14 protein-coding genes are annotated in these 19914 nt (G+C 73.8%); 12 read left to right on the top strand and 2 right to left on the bottom strand.

Annotated features, from left to right (window positions below; all coding sequences use genetic code 11):
- Positions 1-299 precede the first annotated feature (299 nt).
- The 10 genes from ABZ861_RS06825 to ABZ861_RS06780 all read left to right on the top strand — a co-directional run bounded on the left by ABZ861_RS06825 (position 300) and on the right by ABZ861_RS06780 (position 14687).
- A complete protein-coding gene (locus tag ABZ861_RS06825; RefSeq protein WP_361624861.1) occupies positions 300-3182 on the top strand; it encodes a bifunctional glycosyltransferase family 2 protein/CDP-glycerol:glycerophosphate glycerophosphotransferase in 2883 nt (960 codons plus the stop codon).
- Complete coding sequence (locus ABZ861_RS06820; RefSeq protein ID WP_361624858.1) at positions 3179-4312, top strand: glycosyltransferase; 1134 nt, start codon at positions 3179-3181, stop codon at positions 4310-4312. Before ABZ861_RS06825 ends, ABZ861_RS06820 begins: the two co-directional genes overlap by 4 nt.
- A 76-nt stretch (positions 4313-4388) precedes the next feature.
- The gene (locus tag ABZ861_RS06815; RefSeq protein ID WP_361625326.1) at positions 4389-5819 is read left to right on the top strand and encodes a glutamate decarboxylase; all 1431 of its coding nucleotides are present in this window, start codon (positions 4389-4391) and stop codon (positions 5817-5819) included.
- 62 nt (positions 5820-5881) lie between these two features.
- The gene (locus ABZ861_RS06810; RefSeq protein ID WP_361624855.1) at positions 5882-6751 is read left to right on the top strand and encodes a class II glutamine amidotransferase; all 870 of its coding nucleotides are present in this window, start codon (positions 5882-5884) and stop codon (positions 6749-6751) included.
- Positions 6752-6883: 132 nt separating this feature from the next.
- The gene (locus ABZ861_RS06805; RefSeq protein ID WP_361624852.1) at positions 6884-7717 is read left to right on the top strand and encodes a M55 family metallopeptidase; all 834 of its coding nucleotides are present in this window, start codon (positions 6884-6886) and stop codon (positions 7715-7717) included.
- Positions 7710-9014, top strand: coding sequence for a M20/M25/M40 family metallo-hydrolase (locus ABZ861_RS06800; RefSeq protein WP_361624849.1), 1305 nt, complete (start codon positions 7710-7712; stop codon positions 9012-9014). The genes ABZ861_RS06805 and ABZ861_RS06800 overlap by 8 nt, the downstream gene beginning before the upstream one ends.
- A 22-nt stretch (positions 9015-9036) precedes the next feature.
- Positions 9037-10989 carry a prolyl oligopeptidase family serine peptidase gene (locus ABZ861_RS06795; RefSeq protein WP_361624846.1) on the top strand — a complete coding sequence of 651 codons (1953 nt, stop codon included), beginning with the start codon at positions 9037-9039 and terminating at the stop codon, positions 10987-10989.
- Positions 10986-11909 carry an LD-carboxypeptidase gene (locus tag ABZ861_RS06790; RefSeq protein ID WP_361624843.1) on the top strand — a complete coding sequence of 308 codons (924 nt, stop codon included), beginning with the start codon at positions 10986-10988 and terminating at the stop codon, positions 11907-11909. Before ABZ861_RS06795 ends, ABZ861_RS06790 begins: the two co-directional genes overlap by 4 nt.
- A gap of 160 nt (positions 11910-12069) precedes the next feature.
- Positions 12070-12621 (top strand): GNAT family N-acetyltransferase, encoded by a 552-nt coding sequence (locus ABZ861_RS06785; RefSeq protein ID WP_361624840.1) that lies wholly within the window; start codon positions 12070-12072, stop codon positions 12619-12621.
- A 101-nt stretch (positions 12622-12722) separates the two neighbouring features.
- The gene (locus ABZ861_RS06780; protein WP_361624837.1) at positions 12723-14687 is read left to right on the top strand and encodes a DUF5107 domain-containing protein; all 1965 of its coding nucleotides are present in this window, start codon (positions 12723-12725) and stop codon (positions 14685-14687) included.
- A gap of 78 nt (positions 14688-14765) precedes the next feature.
- On the opposite strand, the gene ABZ861_RS06775 is transcribed toward ABZ861_RS06780, so the two are convergent.
- Both ABZ861_RS06775 and ABZ861_RS06770 read right to left on the bottom strand, forming a co-directional pair.
- The gene (locus tag ABZ861_RS06775) at positions 14766-15113 is read right to left on the bottom strand and encodes a VOC family protein (protein WP_361624834.1); all 348 of its coding nucleotides are present in this window, start codon (positions 15111-15113) and stop codon (positions 14766-14768) included.
- Between the two features lie 117 nt (positions 15114-15230).
- Positions 15231-16184, bottom strand: a complete 954-nt coding sequence (locus ABZ861_RS06770; RefSeq protein WP_361624831.1) for an LLM class F420-dependent oxidoreductase — start codon at positions 16182-16184, stop codon at positions 15231-15233.
- Between the two features lie 161 nt (positions 16185-16345).
- Here ABZ861_RS06770 and ABZ861_RS06765 point away from each other — a divergent pair, with 161 nt between their 5' ends.
- Both ABZ861_RS06765 and ABZ861_RS06760 read left to right on the top strand, forming a co-directional pair.
- Positions 16346-17911 carry an NAD(P)/FAD-dependent oxidoreductase gene (locus ABZ861_RS06765; RefSeq protein WP_361624828.1) on the top strand — a complete coding sequence of 522 codons (1566 nt, stop codon included), beginning with the start codon at positions 16346-16348 and terminating at the stop codon, positions 17909-17911.
- Entirely contained in the window at positions 17908-19800 is a 1893-nt protein-coding gene (locus tag ABZ861_RS06760) for a transketolase (RefSeq protein ID WP_361624825.1), read from the top strand. The genes ABZ861_RS06765 and ABZ861_RS06760 overlap by 4 nt, the downstream gene beginning before the upstream one ends.
- Positions 19801-19914 lie beyond the last annotated feature (114 nt).

Genomic DNA, 19914 nt, shown 5'->3' with positions numbered 1-19914 from the left:
CTCCGCGCACCCGGTCCGGGCCGCCCGGCCTCGAAGCACCCGCCGGTTCGGACCGCCCGGCTTCGAAGCACCCGGTTCGGGTCCCGCACTCTCCTGTTTCTGAGCGCCGTTGAGCCCCGGTGGTGACGGCCCCACGTGGCCCACGTCCCGCCCCCGTGCGACCCTCTGCGTGTCACAGGGGTGGCATATTGTCGTATTCGCGTAGTTTGAAGGGCCGGGGACGGGGTCTTACCTACAGCCTGTAGGATTGCCCCACCCCCAATGGAGCTGAGCGAGCGCTCAGCTAACAAGGACGAGAGGTGGCCGTGTCGAGCGTCGCGCCCGAACCGGACGTCAGTGTTGTCGTCATCGTCTACAACGACGAAGAGCGCCTTCCAGCGGCCGTAGGTTCCGTCCTTGCGCAGACTCTGCGCAATGTCGAGGTGATCATCGCCGACGACTGCTCGACGGACGGCTCCTACGCGGTCGCCCAGGCGCTCGCCGCGGCCCACCCCGGCAGAGTGCGCGCGATCCAGTTGCCCGAGAACAGCGGCGGCTGCGGCGAGCCCCGCAACCAAGGCGTCAAGGTCGCCCGCGGCCGGTACGTGATGTTCCTGGACAGCGACGACACGCTGGAGTCCAACGCGTGCCGGAACATGGTCGAGGCCGGCGACCGCACCGGCGCCGACCTCGTCTCCGGCCTGTGCGTGCGCGTGCACACCGACAGCCGGCACACCAAGCGGGCCGCGTGGTACCAGTGGCTGTACCGCGGCACCCGCACGATCGACTCCATCGCGGAGCTGCCGGACCTGTTCGTCTTCGACACCCTGTCCACCAACAAGTGCTACCGGCGTGACTTCCTGGTGGACAACGCCCTCGAGTTCCCCCGGGGCATCCACTACGAGGACCTGCTCTTCTCCGCACAGGCGTACCTCGCCGCCCGGCGCATCACCCTGATCCCGAACACGGTCTACTTCTGGAACGTCGTGCAGAAGTCCGCCGTCAAGTCGATCAGCAACCGGCGCGGGGAGATCAGCAACTTCGCCCACCGGGTCGAGATCCACCGGCGCATCGACGGCCTCCTCGACCTCCAGGGCCAGGACGAGCTGAAGCTGCGCAAGGACATCAAGTTCCTCAAGCACGACTTGGTGCTCTACCTGCGCGAACTGCCGTTCCTGGACGACGAGTACCGGCACCGCTTCGCCGAGCTGGCCCGCGGCTACATCCAGGGCTTCCCCGAGGCGGCCTACGCCGAGCTGGACCGGATCCACGCCATCTGCGCCCAGCTCCTGCTGCGCGAGGACTGGACCGACCTGATGCCGGCCATCGACACGCTCATCAACCGCGGCAAGATCTCCGCCCCGCTGACCGAGCGCGACGGCAGGATCTACTGGACCGACCGCTACCTCGACGACGAGGGGATGCGCTCCGTCCTGGACGTCACCGCGTTCGGCTACCACGCCAAACGCGTGGAACAGATGAACCTGCGCAACCAGCTCACCGAGTGCACCGTGAGCGGCGGCGACGTGACGCTCGCGGGCGAGGTCGTCAACCCGCTGGGCACGATCGCCCCGGGCGCGACCCTCAGCGCCGAACTGGAGTTCCGCGCCCGCCGCCGCAGCCTCCAGACGTTCGCTTTCCCGGTCCCCGCCCCGCGCCACGAAGGCGACGCCGTCGCCTGGAAGGCGGTGCTCCCGCTCGCCCAGAGACTGCGGCCGCTCGGCCTGGTCGACGACGTCTGGGACGTCCGCCTGCACCTGACCGTGGACGGCGCGAAGAGCACCAGCCGGCTCACCGTCGGCGCCGTCGACCTCGAACACGCCGCGGCCGTGCCCGTCCGGCCCCGGCTCACCCGGCTGCTGGCCGACCGGCTGGAGGCCCAGGTCTCCGCCAAGGGCCACCTCGCCTTCGTGCTGACCCAGCACGGTCAGGCCGCGCGCGCCGGACGCGCCGCCGTGGAGCGCAACCTGCACGGCCGCCCCGCGCGCTCCGCCAAGGACGCCTACCGCAAGGTGCGCGAGCTGCGCCGGGAGCTGAACTCCGGCGCCCGCAAAATCCAGGTGTACGAGCGCATGCTGACCAGGCTGCCGATCCGCAAGGGCACGGTCGTCTTCGAGAGCCACCTGGGCAAGCAGTACAGCGACAGCCCGCGCGCCGTCTTCGAGGAGCTGCGCCGCCGCGGGACGCCCATCACCCCGATCTGGTCCTACACCGGCGAGCGCCCCCGCGACTTCCCCAAGGACGCCGAGCTGGTGCGCCGCTGGTCCTGGGGCTACCTCAAGGCGCTCGCCCAGGCCGAGTTCTGGATCGACAACCAGGGCTACCCGCTGCGCCTGCCCAAGCGCCCGGAGACCACGTACATCCAGACCTGGCACGGCTCCGCGCTGAAGCGGATGGGCTACGACGAGCCCGGCCTGCGGATGCTGTCCGAGACGGAGCAGCGCGACTACCAGAAGGCGCTGGAGCGCTTCGACCACTTCGTGGTCCGCGGCGAACACGACGTGCGCACCCTGGCCCGCGCCTACCGCATCCCCGAGCACAAGCTGCTGCGCACCGGCTACCCGCGCAACGACGCCCTGGTCCGGGCCCGGCAGTCCGGCGCTCCCGACCCCCAGGCGCGCGAGATCGCCGAACGCCTCGGCGTCGAGCCGGGCCGCAAGGTGCTGCTGTACGCGCCCACCTTCCGCGCCCGCGCCGACGGCCGGGTCAAGGACTTCGAGTTCCCCTTCGACGTGGAGGAGTTCGCCGGCCGCTACGGCGACGACTACACCCTGCTCGTCCGCGCGCACTACCTGAACCGGCTCACCCTGCCCCCGTCGGTGGCCGGACGCGTGATCGACGTCAGCGCCGAGCCGGACATCACCCCGCTGATGCTGCTCGCCGACGCCCTGATCACCGACTACTCCTCGGTGATGTTCGACTACGCCTTGCTCCAGCGTCCCCTCGTGTTCTTCGCGTACGACTGGGAGGAGTACGCCCAGGACACCCGGGGCACCTACTTCGACCTGCTCTCCGAGGCGCCGGGCCCGGTCCCGCGCACCCCGGAGGAGCTGTTCGGGGTCCTCGACGACCTGAGCGGCGTGCGCACGGCGTACGAGGCGCGGCTGAAGGAATTCGTGGACAAGTACGGCGAGTACGACCGCGGGGACGCCGCGGCGCAGATCGTGGACCGTTTCTTCGGCCCCGCGGGAGAGACCCGATGACCCAGCGCGACATCTTCTTCGTGGCCAACGAGGTCAACGAGCTAGGCGGCGTGGGCCGCTGGCAGACCCAGCTCGCCGGACTGCTGGCCGGCCGCGGCCACCGGGTCACCGTCTGCGGCATCGCCCCGGCCCACCATCCGATGGACCTCGGCGAGGAACCCCCCTTCCGGACCGTGACGCTGTACTCCCAGCGGCCGCCCGGCCGCCCCCGGGCACGCCGCCTGCTGGGCCCGGCCGACCCGGCCCCGCGCCGCCACGAGGCGCACATGCGCGCCGCCGCCTCCCGGCTCAGCGACCTGTTCCGGGAGGCCCGGCCCGGTGCGATGATCATCGTGCCCCAGGTGTGGGCGATGGAGTGGGTGGCGCTCGCCGACACCGCCGGGCACCGCGTCGTCGGCATGAGCCACGAGTCCTTCGACACCTGCCGGAAAAGCTCCCGGTTCAACCGGGTCAAGACGTACTTCGCGGACGTCGACCGGATGCTGGCGCTCACCCAGGAGGACGCCGACCGCTGGGTCGGCGAGGGCCTGAACAACGTCGGCTTCATGCCGAACCCGCTGCCGATCGTGCCCGACGCGCCCTCCCCGCGCAGCGAGAAGACAGTCGTGAGCATCGGCCGGCTCTCCCACGAGAAGGGCGTCGACCTGCTCCTGGACGCCTGGGCCGAGGCCGCGCCGCAGCAGCCCGGCTGGACCCTGCGCGTCTACGGCAGGGGAGAGGCCGAGCAGGAACTGCGCCGGCGGTGCACCGAACTCGGGCTCGACGACTCGGTGGACTTCGCCGGGCAGACCGCCGACGTGCCCGGGGCGCTGCGCGGATCCTCCGTCTTCGTGCAGTCCTCCCGCGGCGAGGGCTTCCCGCTGGTCCTGCTGGAGGCGATGGCCTGCGGCGTGCCCTGCGCGGTGTTCGACTGCGCGCCCGGCGTCCGCGAGATCGTCTCCCACGAGGAGGACGGCCTGCTGGCCCGTCCCGGCAACACCTCCGAACTCGCCCGCCATCTCGTCCGGCTGATGTCGGACGACCGCCTGCGCGACGAGATGGGCGAGCAGGCCCTGCGCAGCGTACGGCGCTTCGAACCGGAGGAGATCACGGACCGCTGGGAAGCGCTGTTCGACTTCCTGGAGCGCTGAGGACGGGCCGACGGGCCGCTCCTGCCGCACGCCAACACCCCTGGGCAGCATGGACGACACGGGAGACGAAGCGCGCATGACGGTGAGGCATCCCCACGACGACCAGGGCAGGAGCAGGGACCTGGAGGTCAACCCGGTGTTCAGCCGGGAGCCCCTCCAGATCCCCCGCTACACGCTGCCGGAGCGGGAGATGGAGCCCGACACCGCCTACCAGGTGGTCCACGACGAGCTGATGCTCGACGGCAACGCCCGGCAGAACCTCGCGACGTTCGTCTCCACCTGGGCGGAGCCGCAGGCCCTGCGGCTGATGTCCGAGTCCGCCGCGAAGAACATGATCGACAAGGACGAGTACCCGCAGACGGCGGAACTCGAGACCCGGTGCGTGCACATGCTGGCCCGGCTGTGGCACGCCGAGGACCCGCGGCACGCGACCGGCTGCTCGACCACCGGCTCCAGCGAGGCGGCCATGCTCGGCGGCCTCGCGCTCAAGCGGCGCTGGCAGCACCGGCGCCGCGCCGAGGGGAAGCCCGCCGACCGGCCCAACCTGGTCATGGGCGTCAACGTGCAGATCTGCTGGGAGAAGTTCGCCGACTACTTCGAGGTGGAGCCGCGCTACGTGCCGATGGAGGGGGACCGGTTCCACCTCACCCCCGAGACGGCCGTCGAACTGTGCGACGAGAACACCATCGGGGTCGTCGCGGTCCTGGGCTCCACCTTCGACGGCAGCTACGAGCCGGTCGCCGGCATCGCGGCGGCCCTGGACGACCTCCAGTCCCGCACCGGCCTGGACATCCCGATCCACGTCGACGGCGCCTCCGGGGCGATGATCGCCCCCTTCCTGGACCCTGACCTGACCTGGGACTTCCGGCTGCCGCGGGTCGCCTCCATCAACACCTCCGGGCACAAGTACGGCCTGGTCATGCCCGGGGTCGGCTGGGCGGTGTGGCGCAGTCACGACGCCCTGCCCGAGGACCTGGTGTTCCACGTCAACTACCTCGGCGGCGACATGCCGACGTTCGCGCTGAACTTCTCCCGGCCGGGCGCCCAGGTCGTCGCCCAGTACTACACCTTCCTGCGCCTGGGCCACGACGGCTTCCGACGGGTGCAGCAGACCTGCCGGGACGTCGCCGTCTGGCTGGCCGCCGAGCTAGCCGCGCTCGGCCCGTTCGAGCTGATCACCGACGGCGGCGAGCTGCCGGTCGTCGCCGTCCGGGTGCGCGACGGCGTCGAGAGCTTCAGCGTGTTCGACGTGTCCGCCGCGCTGCGCGAGCGGGGCTGGCAGGTGCCCGCGTACACCTTCCCCAAAAACCGCACTGACCTCGCCGTGCTGCGCTTCGTGATCCGCAACGGCTTCAGCCGCGACCTGGCCGACCTGCTGATGGCCGACCTGCGCCGCGTGCTGCCCCGGCTGGAGAAGCAGAGCGAGCCCTGCCGCAGCGCCGACGACGCGGGCGGCTTCGCCCACGGCGCCGAGACCAAGAACCCGCTCCGGCCGGGACGGCGCTGACCGGGTCCGCATGCGCGGACCAGGCCGGGCCCGTCCCTCGCGAAGGACTCCAGGAGGACCCGATGTGCCGTCTGTTCGCTCTCAGCAGCGCCCCGCGGCGCACCCACGCGACGTTCTGGCTGCTGGACGCCCCGGACAGCCTCAGCCGGCAGAGCCGCCACGACCCCGACGGCACCGGTCTGGGCTACTTCGCCGCGGACGGCGCCCCGCGCGTCGACAAATCGCCGATCGCCGCCTACCGGGACCGCGCCTTCGCCGCGGAGGCGCGGCAGGCGGACTCCGCTGTGTTCGTCGCCCATGTGCGCTACGCCTCCACCGGCGCGCTGAAGGCCCGCAACACCCATCCGTTCGCGCAGGACGGGCGGCTGTTCGCGCACAACGGGGTGATCGAGGACCTGGACCGGCTCGACGAGCGGCTCGGCGAGGACCGCTCCCTGGTCCACGGCGACACCGACTCCGAGCGGTTCTTCGCCCTGATCACCCGGGAGACCCGCCTGGCCGGCGGAGACGTCGCCGCCGGCCTTGAGCGGGCCGCCGGGTGGATCGCCGCGCACCTGCCCGTCTTCGCCCTCAACCTCGTGCTCGCCGCCCCCGACCAGTTGTGGGCGCTGCGCTACCCCGCCACGCACGAGCTGTACGTCCTCCAGCGCGCGGCCGGCGGCCCGCACGGGGGCCGGCACCTGGACCACTCCGGCGCCCAGGGGCGGATGCGCGTGCACTCCCAGAGCCTGGCCGACTCGCCCTCCGTCGTCGTGGCCAGCGAGCGCATGGACGACAACCCCGACTGGCGGCCCCTGGCCTCCGGCGAACTGCTGCACGTAGGACCCGACCAGCGGACCACACGCCGGGTGATCCTGCCCGACCCTCCGGCGCACCCGCTCACCCTCGCCGACCTGCGGCCCGAGGCCGCCGCCTCGCAGAAGGCGGTCTAGGGCCCGCCGTAGGGGATCACCAGGGGATCGCTAGGCGATCACTCGGCCGGGGTCTAAACTCGCGCCTGCCCCTCGGCGAACGACGGACACGGACCGCGCCGGGTCGACCCGAGCAGGAGAGGGAGCAGTGGTGTGAAGATCCTCATCAGCGCCGACATGGAGGGCGCCACCGGGGTGACCTGGCCCGCGGACGTGCTGCCGGGGACCCCGGAGTGGCAGCGGTGCCGCTCGATGTTCACCTCCGACGTCAACGCCGCCGTCCTCGGCTTCTTCGACGGCGGCGCCGACGAGGTCCTGATCAACGAGGCGCACTGGACGATGCGCAACCTGCTGCTCGAAGAGCTGGACGAGCGGGCGCAGATGATCACCGGACGCCACAAGTCGCTGTCCATGGTGGAGGGCGTGCAGCACGGTGACGTGGACGGCGTCGCCTTCGTCGGCTACCACGCGGGCGCCGGCATGGAGGGCGTCCTCGCCCACACCTACCTCGCCAACTCCCTCACCGGCGTCTGGCTGAACAACGTACGGGCCAGCGAGGGGCTGCTGAACGCGCGGGTGGCGGCCGAGCACGGCGTGCCGGTCGTGCTGGTCACCGGGGACGACGTGGCCTGCGAGGACGCCCTCGGGTACGCGCCCGAGGCGTTGAAGGTCGCGGTGAAGGACCATGTGTCGCGGTACGCGGCCGTGTGCCGCACCCCGGCCCGCACCGCCGCGGACATCCGCGCGGCGGCCAAGGAGGCCGTTTCCCTGGCGGGCCGCCGAGAGCCGTCCGACCGGGGCCCGTTCACCGTGGTGACGGAGTTCGACGCCGAGCACCTCGCCCAGGCCGTCACCGTCGTCCCCGGCGTGACCCGGATCGGGGAGCGCAGGACGGCGTACACCAATGCGACCATGTACGAGGCGATCCGGACGTTCAAGGCGGTCACCACCATCGCCTCGGCCGCCGTGGAGGAGCAGTATGGCTGACGCGCAGGCGCTGGACGAGGTCGTCGGGTTCACCTCCGACCTGATCCGCATCGACACCAGCAACCGGGGCGGCGGCGACTGCCGGGAGCGTCCGGCCGCCGAGTACGCCGCCGAGCGGCTGGCGGACGCGGGCCTGGACCCCGTGCTGCTGGAGCGGACCCAGGGCCGGACCAACGTCGTCGCCCGGGTCGCGGGGTCCGACCCGTCGGCCCCCGCGCTCCTGGTCCACGGCCACCTCGACGTGGTGCCCGCGCGGGCCGAGGACTGGAGCGTGCACCCGTTCTCCGGCGAGGTCCGCGACGGCGTCGTGTGGGGCCGGGGCGCGGTGGACATGAAGAACATGGACGCGATGATCCTCGCCGTGGTCCGCTCCTGGGCCCGGCGGGGCCTGAAGCCGCGCCGGGACGTGGTGATCGCGTTCACCGCCGACGAGGAGGCCAGCGCCGAGGACGGCTCCGGCTTCCTCGCCGACCGGCACGCGGAGCTGTTCGAGGGCTGCACCGAGGCGGTCGGGGAGTCCGGGGCGTTCACCTTCCACGACGGCGCCGGACGGCAGATCTACCCGATCGCGGCGGGCGAGCGCGGCACCGCCTGGCTGCGGCTGACCGCGCGGGGCCGGGCGGGCCACGGATCCCGGGTCAACCGGGAGAACGCGGTGACCCGGCTGGCCGCCGCCGTCGCCCGGATCGGGGACCACACCTGGCCGCTGCGGCTCACCCCGACCGTGCGCGCGGCCGTCACCGAACTCGCCGCCCTGTACGGCGTGGCGCCCGATCTCGACGACCTGGACGCGTTCCTCGAAAAGCTCGGTCCGGGCGCCCGGCTCGTCGAGGCGACGCTGCGCAACAGCGCCAACCCGACCATGTTCGAGGCCGGTTACAAGCTCAACGTGATCCCGGGGGAGGCCGTCGCCCACGTCGACGGACGCTATCTGCCCGGCGGGGAGGACGAGTTCCGCACCACCATGGACCGGCTGACCGGCCCGGACGTGGACTGGGAGTTCGCCCACCACGAGGTGGCGCTGCAAGCCCCCGTGGACGCACCGGTGTTCGCCGCGATGCGGGCGGCGGTGGAGGAGTTCGCCCCCGAGGGGCACGTGGTGCCGTACTGCATGCCCGGCGGCACTGACGCCAAGCAGTTCTCGCGCCTGGGGATCACCGGCTACGGGTTCTCGCCGCTGAAGCTGCCCGAGGACATCGACTACCACGCCCTCTTCCACGGAGTGGACGAGCGGGTCCCCGTCGAGGCGCTGCACTTCGGCGTCCGCGTCCTGGACCGCTTCCTGCGGGCGTCCTGAGAGCGAGTGGGGAGAACAGGCAGTGCAGACCCTCCCGTACGGCTCCTGGCCGTCCCCCGTCGACGCGGCCCTGGCCGCCGCGCACGACGGCAAACCGGAGTTCACCGGCTACGTCGGGGACGAGGTGTGGTGGACCGAGCCGCGTCCGGCCGAGGGCGGCCGGCGCACGCTGGTGCGCCGCGTCGCGAGCGGCGCGGAGGAGTCCGTCCTGCCCGCGCCGTGGAACGTGCGCAGCCGCGTCATCGAGTACGGCGGCCGGCCCTGGGCGGGAGCGGTCCGCGACGGGGCGCCGCTGGCGGTGTTCGTCCACTTCGACGACCAGCGGCTGTACCGGTGGGAACCCGGCGGCGAGCCGCGCCCGCTGACGCCGCTGTCGCCGGTGGGCGGCGGGCTTCGCTGGGCCGAGCCGCAGGTGCGCCTGGAGTCCGGCGAGGTCTGGTGCGTGCTGGAGGAGTTCACCGGCGAGGGCCCCAGCGACGTGCGGCGCGTCCTGGTCGCGGTGCCGCTGGACGGCTCGGCCGCCGAGGACCGCGGCGCGGTGCGCGAACTGACCCCCGAGCGGCACCGGTTCGTCACCGGTCCCCGGCTGTCGCCCGACGGGCGGCGCGCGGCCTGGCTGGCCTGGGACCACCCGAGGATGCCGTGGGACGGAACCGAGGCGATCGTGGCCGAGGTCGGCGCGGACGGCCGGTTCGGCACGCCGCGCACGGTGGCCGGCGGCCCCGAGGAGTCCGTCGCCCAGGTGGACTGGGCCCCCGACGGCGCCCTGCTGTACGCGAGCGACCGCAGCGGGTGGTGGAACCTGTACCGCGACGGCGAACCGCTGTGCCCGCGCGAGGAGGAGTTCGGCGGCCCGCTGTGGAAGCTCGGCCAGCGCTGGTTCGCGCCCCTGGACAGCGGGCTGATCGCCGTCCTGCACGGCCGGGGCGCCCTCGCGCTGGGCGTGCTCGACCCGGAGACCGGCGAGGTGGCCGACGCGGCGGGCCCCTGGGCGGAGTTCGACGCCGTGCTCGCCGCGCACGGCGAGCGGGTCGTCGCGGTCGGCGCCGGTCCGCGCAGCGGGTACGAGGTCGTCGAGCTGGACACGCGCACCGGCCACGCCCGGGTGATCGGCGCCGCGCACGCCGACCCGGTGGACCCCGCCTACTACCCCGAGCCGCGGGTCCGCACGTTCGCCGGGCCCGGCGGACGCGACGTGCACGCCCACGTCCACCCGCCCCGCAACCCCGGCTGCCAGGCGCCCGGCGGCGAGCTGCCGCCGTACGTCGTGTGGGCGCACGGCGGCCCCACCAGCCGGTTCCCGCTCGCGCTGGATCTGGAGATCGCCTACTTCACCTCCCGGGGCATCGGCGTCGTGGAGGTCGACTACGGCGGCTCCACCGGCCACGGCCGCGCCTACCGCGACCGGCTGCGCGAGCAGTGGGGCGTGGTGGACGTGGAGGACTGCGCGGCCGTCGCGCTCGCCCTCGCCCAGGAGGGCGCCGCCGACCGCTCCCGGCTGGCGATCCGGGGCGGCAGCGCCGGCGGCTGGACCAGCGCCGCGTCCCTGGCCGCCGCCGGCGTCTACGCCTGCGGCGCCGTCTTCTACCCGATCCTCGACTTGACCGGCTGGGGGACCGGGGAGACCCACGACTTCGAGTCGCGGTACCTCGAGTCGCTGGTCGGACCGCTCGCCGAGGTGCCCGAGCGGTATGCCGAGCGTTCGCCCGCCGAGCACGCCGACCGGATCGACGTCCCGTTCCTGCTGCTCCAGGGCCTGGACGACGTGATCTGCCCGCCGGTGCAGTGCGAGCGCTTCCTGTCCCGGCTCAAGGGGCGCGGGACGCCGCACGCGTACCTGACGTTCGCGGGCGAGGGGCACGGGTTCCGGCGGACCGCGACGATGGTGCGCGCGCTGGAGGCGGAGCTGTCGCTGTACGCTCAGGTGTTCGGCCTGGACCAGCCAGGCGTCCCGACCCTGGAGCTGGGCACATGAAGGAACTCGTGCGTCCCGCGAGGCTCGCCCCCGGCGCCCGCGTGGCCGTCGTCGCGCCCAGCGGGCCGGTGCCCGAGGAACGGCTCCAGGCGGGTCTCGACGTGCTGCGCGGCTGGGACCTGGACCCGGTGGCGGCGCCGCACGTCCTGGACCGGCACGGCGTCTTCGACTACCTGGCGGGCACGGACGCCGACCGGGCCGCCGACCTGGAGAACGCCTGGTGCGACCCGGCGGTGGACGCGGTGCTGTGCGCCCGGGGCGGCTACGGGGCGCAGCGGATGGCGGACCTGCTGGACTGGGAGGCGATGCGGGCGGCCGGGCCCAAGGTGCTGGTCGGCTTCAGCGACGTCACCGCGCTGCACGAGGCGTTCGCCGCCCGCCTGGGCCTGGTCACCCTGCACGGGCCGATGGCCGCCGGCGTCGACTTCCTCAAGAACGCCCGCGCGCAGGAGCACCTGCGGGCCACCCTCTTCGCTCCCGAGACGGTGCGCACCCTCGCCTCGGGCGGCGCCGCGCTGGTCCCCGGGCGGGCCCGGGGCGTCACGCTCGGCGGCTGCCTGACCCTGCTCGCCTCCGAACTCGGCGTCCCCGGCGCGCGGTCCTCGGCGGCCGGCGGCCTGCTGTGCCTGGAGGACGTCGGCGAGGACGCGTACCGCCTGGACCGCTGTCTCACCCAACTCCTGCGCTCCGGCTGGCTCGACGGGGTGCGCGGGGTGCTGCTCGGCTCGTGGGAGGGCTGCGCCGCCCCCGAGCGGGTGCGGGCGATGCTGGCGGACCGGCTCGGCGGCCTCGGGGTCCCCGTCGCCGAGGAGTTCGGCTTCGGCCACTGCGCCGGCGCGCTCACCGTCCCCTTCGGCGTCGCCGCCGAACTCGACGCCGAAGCGGGCACGCTGACGCTGGACGAGCCCGCCCTGCGCTGACCGCCGCGCCGGGGGCGGCGTATGGGGGCGGCGCGCTGGGGTCGCCGCACCTGGTCCGGCGCGGCTGCGGTGCGCGGTGCGGTGCGGTGCGGGTGGCGCGACGCCGCCGCGACGGCCCCGGGGGCGCGGCGGAGGCGGTGTGAGCGCATAGGGTGGCGGGGTGCCGCACACCGCATCCCGCTTCCTCGCCGAAGGCCCCCGCGTCGGCGTCCGCCCCTTCACCCCGCAGGACGAGGCCGAGTTCACCGCCCGTGCGCGCGAGAGCGAGGACCTGCACCGGCCGTGGCTGTTCCCGCCCGCCACCGCCGAGACGTACGCCGCCTACACGGCACGGCTCGCCGACGACCCGGCCCGAGCCGGGTTCCTGGTCTGCGACAGGGGCGACGGCGCGCTCGCCGGATACGTCAGCGTCAACAACATCGTCGGCGGGGCCTTCCGCAGCGGCGCCCTCGGCTACGGCGCCTTCGCGCACGCCGCCGGGCGCGGGCTGATGAAGGAGGGCGTGAACCTCGTCATCGACCACGCGTTCGGCCCCCTGGGCCTGCACCGCCTGGAGATCAACGCCCAGCCCGGCAACGCCGCCTCCCTCGCCCTGGCCCGCTCCTGCGGCTTCCGCCTGGAGGGCTACTCGCCCGGCATGCTCTACATCGACGGCGCCTGGCGCGACCACGAACGGTGGGCGCTCACCACGGAGATGCGCCGGCGCCCCTGAAACGCCGGCCGCGCGTCGACCCGGAACCGGGAGCGAACCGGACGTCTTTGCGCGATCCTGACCGGCGCCGCCCCTGGCCAGCGCACCGACGACCGGGTTCCATGGTCGTCGTGACGACGATCCGACGCGAGGCACTGACGCTGCCCGCCGCACCGCTGGGGCCGGACAACCCGCTGCCGGCGCTGCGCCCGCTGGACGAGGCGCACCGCATCGAGGACCGCGACCGCGCCGGCCTGCCGCAGGACATGGCCCGGCAGATCGGCTGGGCGCCGCTGCGCAGCCTGCTGCCCGAGCGGGTCCGCGACGGGTACGGCAGAGCGCGCGAACCGCGCCGGATCGACGCCCTGGTCCTGGAGAACGACCGGCTGCGCGCCACCGTGCTCCCCGGGCTCGGCGGCCGGGTCGCCTCCCTCTTCCACAAGCCCACCGGCCGCGAACTCCTCTACCGCAACCCGGTGTTCCAGCCCGCCAACTTCGCCCTCAACGGCGCCTGGTTCTCCGGCGGCATCGAATGGAACATCGGCGCCACAGGCCACACCGCGCTCTCCTGCGCGCCCCTGCACGCGGCCGTCGCACCCGCGCCGGACGGCGGCGCGATGCTGCGCCTGTGGGAGTGGGAGCGGCTGCGCGACCTGCCCTTCCAGGTCGATCTGTGGCTGCCGGACGGCTCCGACTTCCTGCACGTCGGCGTCCGCATCCGCAACCCGCACGACCGGCCCGTGGCCGCCTACTGGTGGTCCAACGCGGCCGTGCCCGAGGAGCGCCGGGTGCTCGCGCCCGCCCAGGAGGCGTGGCACTTCGGCTACGAGCGCCGGCTGCGCCGCGTGGCCGTCCCGGTGTCCGGCGGAACCGACCGCACCCGCCCGCTGAACAGCGTCTACCCCGCCGACTGCTTCTACGACGTGCCCGACGGGCGGCGCCGCTGGATCGCCGCGCTCGACGAGCACGGCGACGGCCTGGTGCAGACCTCCACCGACGCGCTGCGCGGCCGCAAGCTGTTCGTGTGGGGCAGCGGTCCGGGCGGGCGCCGCTGGCAGCGGTGGCTCACCGAGCCCGGCACGGGCGGCTACTGCGAGATCCAGGCCGGACTGGCCCGCACCCAGATGGAGCACGTCCGCATGGAGGCCGGAAGCGAGGTGTCCTGGCTGGAGTCGTACGGTCCGCTCAACGCGCCGCCGCCGACGGGCGAGTGGGACGCCGCCGTGGCGGGCGCCGAAGCCCGCCTGGAGGCCGTGCTGCCGCGCGCCGAAGTGGCGGCCGCCCACGCCGCCTGGAAGCCGTACGCCGACGCCGAGCCCGGCGAGGCGCTGGCGACCGGGTCGGGCTGGGGCGCGCTCGAAGTGCTGCGCGCGGGCTGGAAGCTGCCGGGCACGCCCTTCCCGGAGTCCGGCCTCGGCGAGGAGCAGGCGCCCTGGCGCGAGTTGCTGCGCTCCGGCGCCTTCCCCGAGCCGCGCCGGGTCCGGCCGCCCGGCCCGACGCTGGTCGCGCCGCACTGGCGGGACATGCTGGAGACCGCCCCGACCGCGCCGCTGACCGAGTACCACCTCGGGGTCGCCCAGTGGCACGCCGGCGACCGCGCGCAGGCCGTGCGCAGTTGGGAGCGCGCGCTGGAACTGGCCCCTTCTCTCTGGCCGTTGCTGCGCTGCCTGGCCGTCGCAGATCAGGAGGCGGGCCACGGCGAGCGGGCCGCGGACCGGTACGCGGAAGCCTTCGACGACCTGTGCCGGGAGCGCCGCGACGACGGCGAGCAGTGGACCGCCGCCACCGCCGCGCTCGGCCGCGAGGCCGTCGAGGCGCTGCTGCGCGCCGGGCGCCCGGAGCAGGCGCGCGCGGTCTGGGACCGGCTGCGCCCGGCGACCCGGGCCCGCGGCCGTTTCCGGTTGCTCCAGGCGGAGTTGCTGCTCGCCGAGGGACGGCGCGAGGAGGCGCGGGCCCTCTTCGACGAGGGGTTCGAGGTCGCTGACCTGCGCGAGGGAGAGGAGCGCATCGGCCGCCTGTGGGACCGGCTCGGCGGCGGCGACCTGCCCGCGCGCCACGACTTCCGGATGCGGCCGCCCACGCCGTGAGCGAGGCCGGTCCGGCTGGCGCCGTGACCGGGAGGCCCCACCGGCTCGCCTCCCCGTCAGACCCTTCCGGTCACGGCACTAGCCGCGGCGGTCCGCGTACTCGTAGACCGTCCCGTCGGGATGCAGCGCGATGAGGTTGCGGCCCGCCGGAGTGGCCAGCGGGCCCGCGACGATCCGGGCGCCCAGCTCGGTCAGCACCCGGTGAGCCTCGTCGACGTCGTCTACGGCGATGGTCGCGGCCACCTTGCGGAGCACCTCCAGCTCGGCCTCGGGCCCGCTCATCAACAGGAAGCAGCCGACCGCGGCCACTTGGACCCCGCCGCGCTCGAAGCGGACGGCTCTGCCGCCCGCCAGCCGCTCGTAGAAGGGGACGGCGGTCTCCAACTCGTCGACGCAGACGCGCAGGCTGGTTCCCAGAATCTCCATGCCCACGAGCCTAATGCGGTGTCCTGTCGGTGAGGAGATCACTCCGCCGGATCCCCGCGCCGGGCCCGCTCACCCGCCGACCGCCGTGCCGCGGACGGGAATTGGGCCGCCGGGCGCCTACGGCAGCCGCGGCAGCACCTTCGTGCGGTAGAAGTCGAAGAAGCCGCGCTGGTCGGCGCCGATCTGGTTGACGTAGACCCGGTCGAAGCCCGCGTCCGCGAACCGCGCCAGCGCGGCCACGTGCTGCTCGGCGTCGTCGCCGCAGACCACGCTCCGCTCCGCCATGTCCTCGGTGACCAGCGGCTTGAGCTGCTCGAAGTGCCGGGGCGTCGGCAGCACCTGGGCCGCCTCACCGGGCAGTCGCTCGTTGTACCACAGCTCGTGCACGGTGCGGACGCAGCTCTCGCGGTCGTGCCCGTAGCAGACCTTCGTGCCGCCGCTGACGAGTTTCGCGCCCCCGCCGCCCTTGCGGAACCGCGTGACCATCTCCTCGTCCGGCGTCATCGTGATGTAGCCGTCGCCGATGCGCGCCGCGAGCGCGGTCGCCTTCGGCCCGAAGCCGGAGACGTCGATCGGGACGGGCTCCTCGGGGACCGTGTAGAGGCGGGCGTTCTCCACCGTGTAGTGCGGCCCGTGATGGTTGACCTGCTCGCCGGTCAGCAGCCGCCGGATCACCTGGACCGCCTCCTCCAGCATCTCCAGGCGCACAGGGGCAGGCGGCCACCGATCGCCCAGGATGTGCTCGTTGAGCGCCTCGCCGGTGCCCACGCCGAGCCGGAACCGCCCCTCCGTCATCACGGCGCTCGTCGCGACGGCCTGCGCGACCACCGCCGGGTGGATGCGCACGGTCGGGCAGGTCACGGCCGTCTCGACGGGCAGGGACACGGCCTCGGACAGCGCCCCGATCACCGACCACACGAACGGGCTCTGCCCCTGCGCGCTGTTCCAGGGGTGGTAGTGGTCCGAGATCCACAGCGCTTGGAAGCCGGCCTGCTCGGCCATCCTCGCCTGTTCGACGAGGTCCGCCGGGCCGTACTGCTCGCTCGACAGGAAGCAGCCGTATTCGGGCATGGGAGAGACCTCCGCGGCGTGAGCGGTCGGGACGGACTCCCGAGTACCCGGCGGCGCGGGCGGAAACCGGCGGGCCGCCGCGGCGCCGGGGTGTTTGCCCGCCGCGCCCCGGGGGACGCGGTTCCCGCACTGCGTACCGCGACGACGTCGGGAGGCGAACCGTGAGTCGACCCCGCATCGTGGTCGTCGGTGCCGGTTTCGCCGGCTACCGCGCGGCCCGGACACTGTCCCGCATGTCCCGGAACAAGGCGGACGTCACCCTGCTGAACCCGACCGACTACTTCCTGTACCTGCCGCTGCTGCCCCAGGTGGCCGCGGGCGTGCTGGAACCCCGCAGGGTCACCGTCTCGTTGCCGGACGCCCTGCCCGGCGTGCGCCTCGTCCTGGGCGACGCCCACGGCGTCGACCTGGACGCCCGCGCCGTGCACTACACCGGCCCCGAGGGCGCGGACGGCACGCTCGGCTACGACCGGCTCGTGCTGGCGGTCGGCAGCGTCAACAAGCTGCTCCCCATCCCCGGGGTCGCCGAGTACGCGCACGGCTTCCGGAGCCTGCCCGAGGCGCTGTACCTGCGCGACCACGTCACCCGCCAGATGGAACTGGCCGCCGCCGCGCCCGACCCGGAGAGCCGCGCCGCCCGCAGCACCTTCGTGGTGGTCGGCGCCGGCTACACCGGCACCGAGGTCGCCGCCCAGGAGCAGATGTACACGGACGCCCAAGTGCGCGGACACCCGCTGCGCCAAGGCGTCCGGCCGCGCTGGCTGCTGCTCGACATCGCCCCGCGCGTCCTGCCCGAGATGGACGAACGGCTCTCGCGCACCGCAGACCGGGTGCTGCGCGAACGGGGCGTCGAGGTGCGCATGGGCGTCTCCGTGAAGGAGGCCACGCCCGACGGGGTGCTCCTCACGGACGGCGCGTTCGTCCCGACCCGCACCCTCGTGTGGTGCGTGGGCGTGCGGCCCGACCCGCTCGTGGCGGACACCGGGCAGCCGCTGGAGCGCGGACGGCTCGTGGTCGACGCCTACCTCCAGACGCCGCAGCGGCCCGAGGTGTTCGCGTGCGGCGACGCGGCCGCCGTGCCCGATCTGCACCATCCCGGCCAGTACACCCCGATGACCGCCCAGCACGCCTGGCGGCAGGGCCGGATCGCCGCGATCAACGTCGCCGCCTCGCTCGGCGCCTGCGCCCGGCGCGCCTACCGCCACCGGGACCTCGGCTTCGTCGTGGACCTCGGGGGCGTGCGGGCCGCCGCCGACCCGCTCGGCGTCCCTCTCTCCGGCCTGCTGGCCGGAGCGGTCACGCGTGGCTACCACCTCGCGGCGATGCCCGGCAACCGCGTCCGGGTCGCGGCGGACTGGCTGCTGGACGCCGTACTGCCGCGCCAAGCCGTCCAGTTGGGGCTCGTCAGGGCGCGCTCGGTGCCGCTGGACACCGCGTCCCCCGAGGTGGCGCGGGTGATCGGCGCCCCGGACGGCGCGCGCGCCGCCGGCGCCGTGCCCACCGGCGCCGTGCCCACCGGAACCGGGTGGCCCGGCGAGAGCGGCGCCGCCGGCGGCCCGGCCGCGGACGACCTCACCGACGTGGTCGACGCGACCGAGAAGGCCCAGTGGGCGAGCGGGGAGTCCGACGAGGACCGGCCGCCGTCCCCGCCCGCCGCACCGCACGACCAGCACCCCGCCCCCGGTCCGGTCAAACGTGACGACATCCCCGCAGAAGGAGACTCATGAACCGCGAGGAACCCGTGAACAGCGACGCGTTCGAGAACTTCGGGAACAGTGACGAACTCGTCGAACTCGGACAGCAGTTGCGCGTCGACAGCGTGCGCGCCGCGGCCGCGGCGGGCTCCGGGCACCCCACGTCCTCCATGTCCGCCGCCGACCTGATGGCCGTGCTGCTGGCCCGCTACTTCCGCTACGACTTCGACCGCCCCGACCACCCGGGCAACGACCGCTTCGTGCTGTCCAAGGGACACGCCTCCCCGCTGCTGTACGCCGCCTACAAGGCGGCCGGCGCGATCGACGACGAGGAACTGCTCACCTTCCGCAAGCTGGGCAGCCGCCTGGAGGGCCACCCCACACCGCAGCGGCTGCCGTGGGTGGAGACGGCCACCGGGTCCCTCGGGCAGGGCCTGCCCATCGGCGTCGGCATCGCGCTGGCCGGAAAGCGGCTGGACCACTCGGACTCCCGGGTGTGGGTGCTGTGCGGCGACAGCGAGATGGCCGAGGGCTCGATCTGGGAGGCCGCCGACGCCGCCGGGTTCGAGCGCCTGGACAACCTCACCGTCATCGTGGACGTCAACCGCCTCGGCCAGCGCGGCCCCACCCGGTACGGCCACGACCTGGACGTCTACGCCCGTCGCTTCCGCGCCTTCGGCTGGCACGCCGTCGAGGTGGACGGCCACGACGTGGACGCCGTCGACCGCGCCTACGACGAGGCGGTCTCCACCACCGGACAGCCCACCGCGATCATCGCCCGCACCCTCAAGGGCAAGGGCGTGAAGGGCGTCGAGGATCACGAGGGACTGCACGGCAAGCCGCTCAAAGACGCCGACGAGGCGATCGAGGAACTCGGCGGGGTACGCGACTTGCGCGTCCAGGTGCAGGAACCGCCGTCCGCGCGCTCGCTGCGCGCCGTCGGCGACGGCAGCCTCGAACTGCCCCGCTGGGACGAGGGCGAAAAGGTCGCCACCCGGGACGCCTACGGCCAGGCGCTCGCCGCGCTCGGCGCCGCGCGCGGCGACGTCGTCGCCCTGGACGGCGAGGTCGGGGACTCCACCCGCTCGGAGTTCTTCGGCAAGGAGCACCCCGAACGCTACTTCGAGTGCTACATCGCCGAGCAGCAGATGGTCGCCACCGCGGTCGGCTTCGCCCGGCTCGGCTGGACGCCGTACGCCTCCACCTTCGCCGCCTTCTTCACCCGGGCGTTCGACTTCGTGCGGATGGCGGCCGTCAGCGGCGCCGGCATCAACCTCAACGGCTCCCACGCGGGCGTCTCGATCGGCCAGGACGGGCCCAGCCAGATGGGCCTGGAGGACCTGGCGACGATGCGCACCGTGCACGACTCGACCGTGCTGTACCCCAGCGACGCCAACTCGACCGCCAAACTCGTCGCCGCGATGGCGGACCTGGACGGGATCCGCTACCTGCGCACCTCGCGCGGCGAGAGCCCGGTGATCTACGGGCCCGACGAGGAGTTCCCGGTGGGCGGCAGCAAGGTGCTGCGCTCCTCCGACGGCGACCGGCTGACCATCGTCGCCGCGGGCGTCACCCTGCACGAGGCGCTGGCCGCCGCCGACGCCCTCGGCCGGGAGGGCGTCCCGGTCCGGGTGATCGACCTGTACTCCGTCAAGCCCGTCGACCAGGCGACGCTGCGCGAGGCCGCCGAGGACACCGGCTGCCTGCTCACCGTCGAGGACCACCGCGAGGAGGGCGGCATCGGGGACGCGGTCCTCGAAGCCTTCCTCGACGGGCGCCCGGTGCCGCGCCTGGCGCGGCTGGCCGTCCGGACGATGCCGGGGTCGGCCTCGCCCGAGGAGCAACTGCACGCGGCGGGCATCGACGCCGAGACGATCGCCGCCTCCGCCCGGCTGCTCGTGGAGGAGGGGGTGGCGCCGTAAGCGACGGTCCGCCGACGGCCGTCCGGCGCCGAGGCGGGACGGACGGCCGGCGGAGGACGCCGGGTCCCGCGTGCGCGGAAAGGCAGGCGTCCTGCGCGCACGCGGGACCGGACA

The sequence above is a fragment of the Streptomyces sp. NPDC046985 genome (genome assembly GCF_040644415.1).
In the GTDB taxonomy this organism is placed as follows: Bacteria; Actinomycetota; Actinomycetes; order Streptomycetales; family Streptomycetaceae; genus Streptomyces.
Note: the sequence above shows the minus strand (reverse complement) of the source record. Positions and strands in the feature narration are given on the sequence as shown.

Excerpts from the sequence above, each read along its gene's own strand:
- ABZ861_RS06780 (WP_361624837.1), top strand. The coding sequence starts at position 12,723 with ATGGTCGTCGTGACGACGATCCGACGCGAGGCACTGACGCTGCCCGCC.
- ABZ861_RS06770 (WP_361624831.1), bottom strand. The coding sequence starts at position 16,184 with ATGCCCGAATACGGCTGCTTCCTGTCGAGCGAGCAGTACGGCCCGGCG.
- ABZ861_RS06800 (WP_361624849.1), top strand. The coding sequence starts at position 7,710 with ATGGCTGACGCGCAGGCGCTGGACGAGGTCGTCGGGTTCACCTCCGAC.
- ABZ861_RS06775 (WP_361624834.1), bottom strand. The coding sequence starts at position 15,113 with ATGGAGATTCTGGGAACCAGCCTGCGCGTCTGCGTCGACGAGTTGGAG.
- ABZ861_RS06810 (WP_361624855.1), top strand. The coding sequence starts at position 5,882 with ATGTGCCGTCTGTTCGCTCTCAGCAGCGCCCCGCGGCGCACCCACGCG.
- ABZ861_RS06760 (WP_361624825.1), top strand. The coding sequence starts at position 17,908 with ATGAACCGCGAGGAACCCGTGAACAGCGACGCGTTCGAGAACTTCGGG.
- ABZ861_RS06820 (WP_361624858.1), top strand. The coding sequence starts at position 3,179 with ATGACCCAGCGCGACATCTTCTTCGTGGCCAACGAGGTCAACGAGCTA.
- ABZ861_RS06815 (WP_361625326.1), top strand. The coding sequence starts at position 4,389 with ATGACGGTGAGGCATCCCCACGACGACCAGGGCAGGAGCAGGGACCTG.
- ABZ861_RS06790 (WP_361624843.1), top strand. The coding sequence starts at position 10,986 with ATGAAGGAACTCGTGCGTCCCGCGAGGCTCGCCCCCGGCGCCCGCGTG.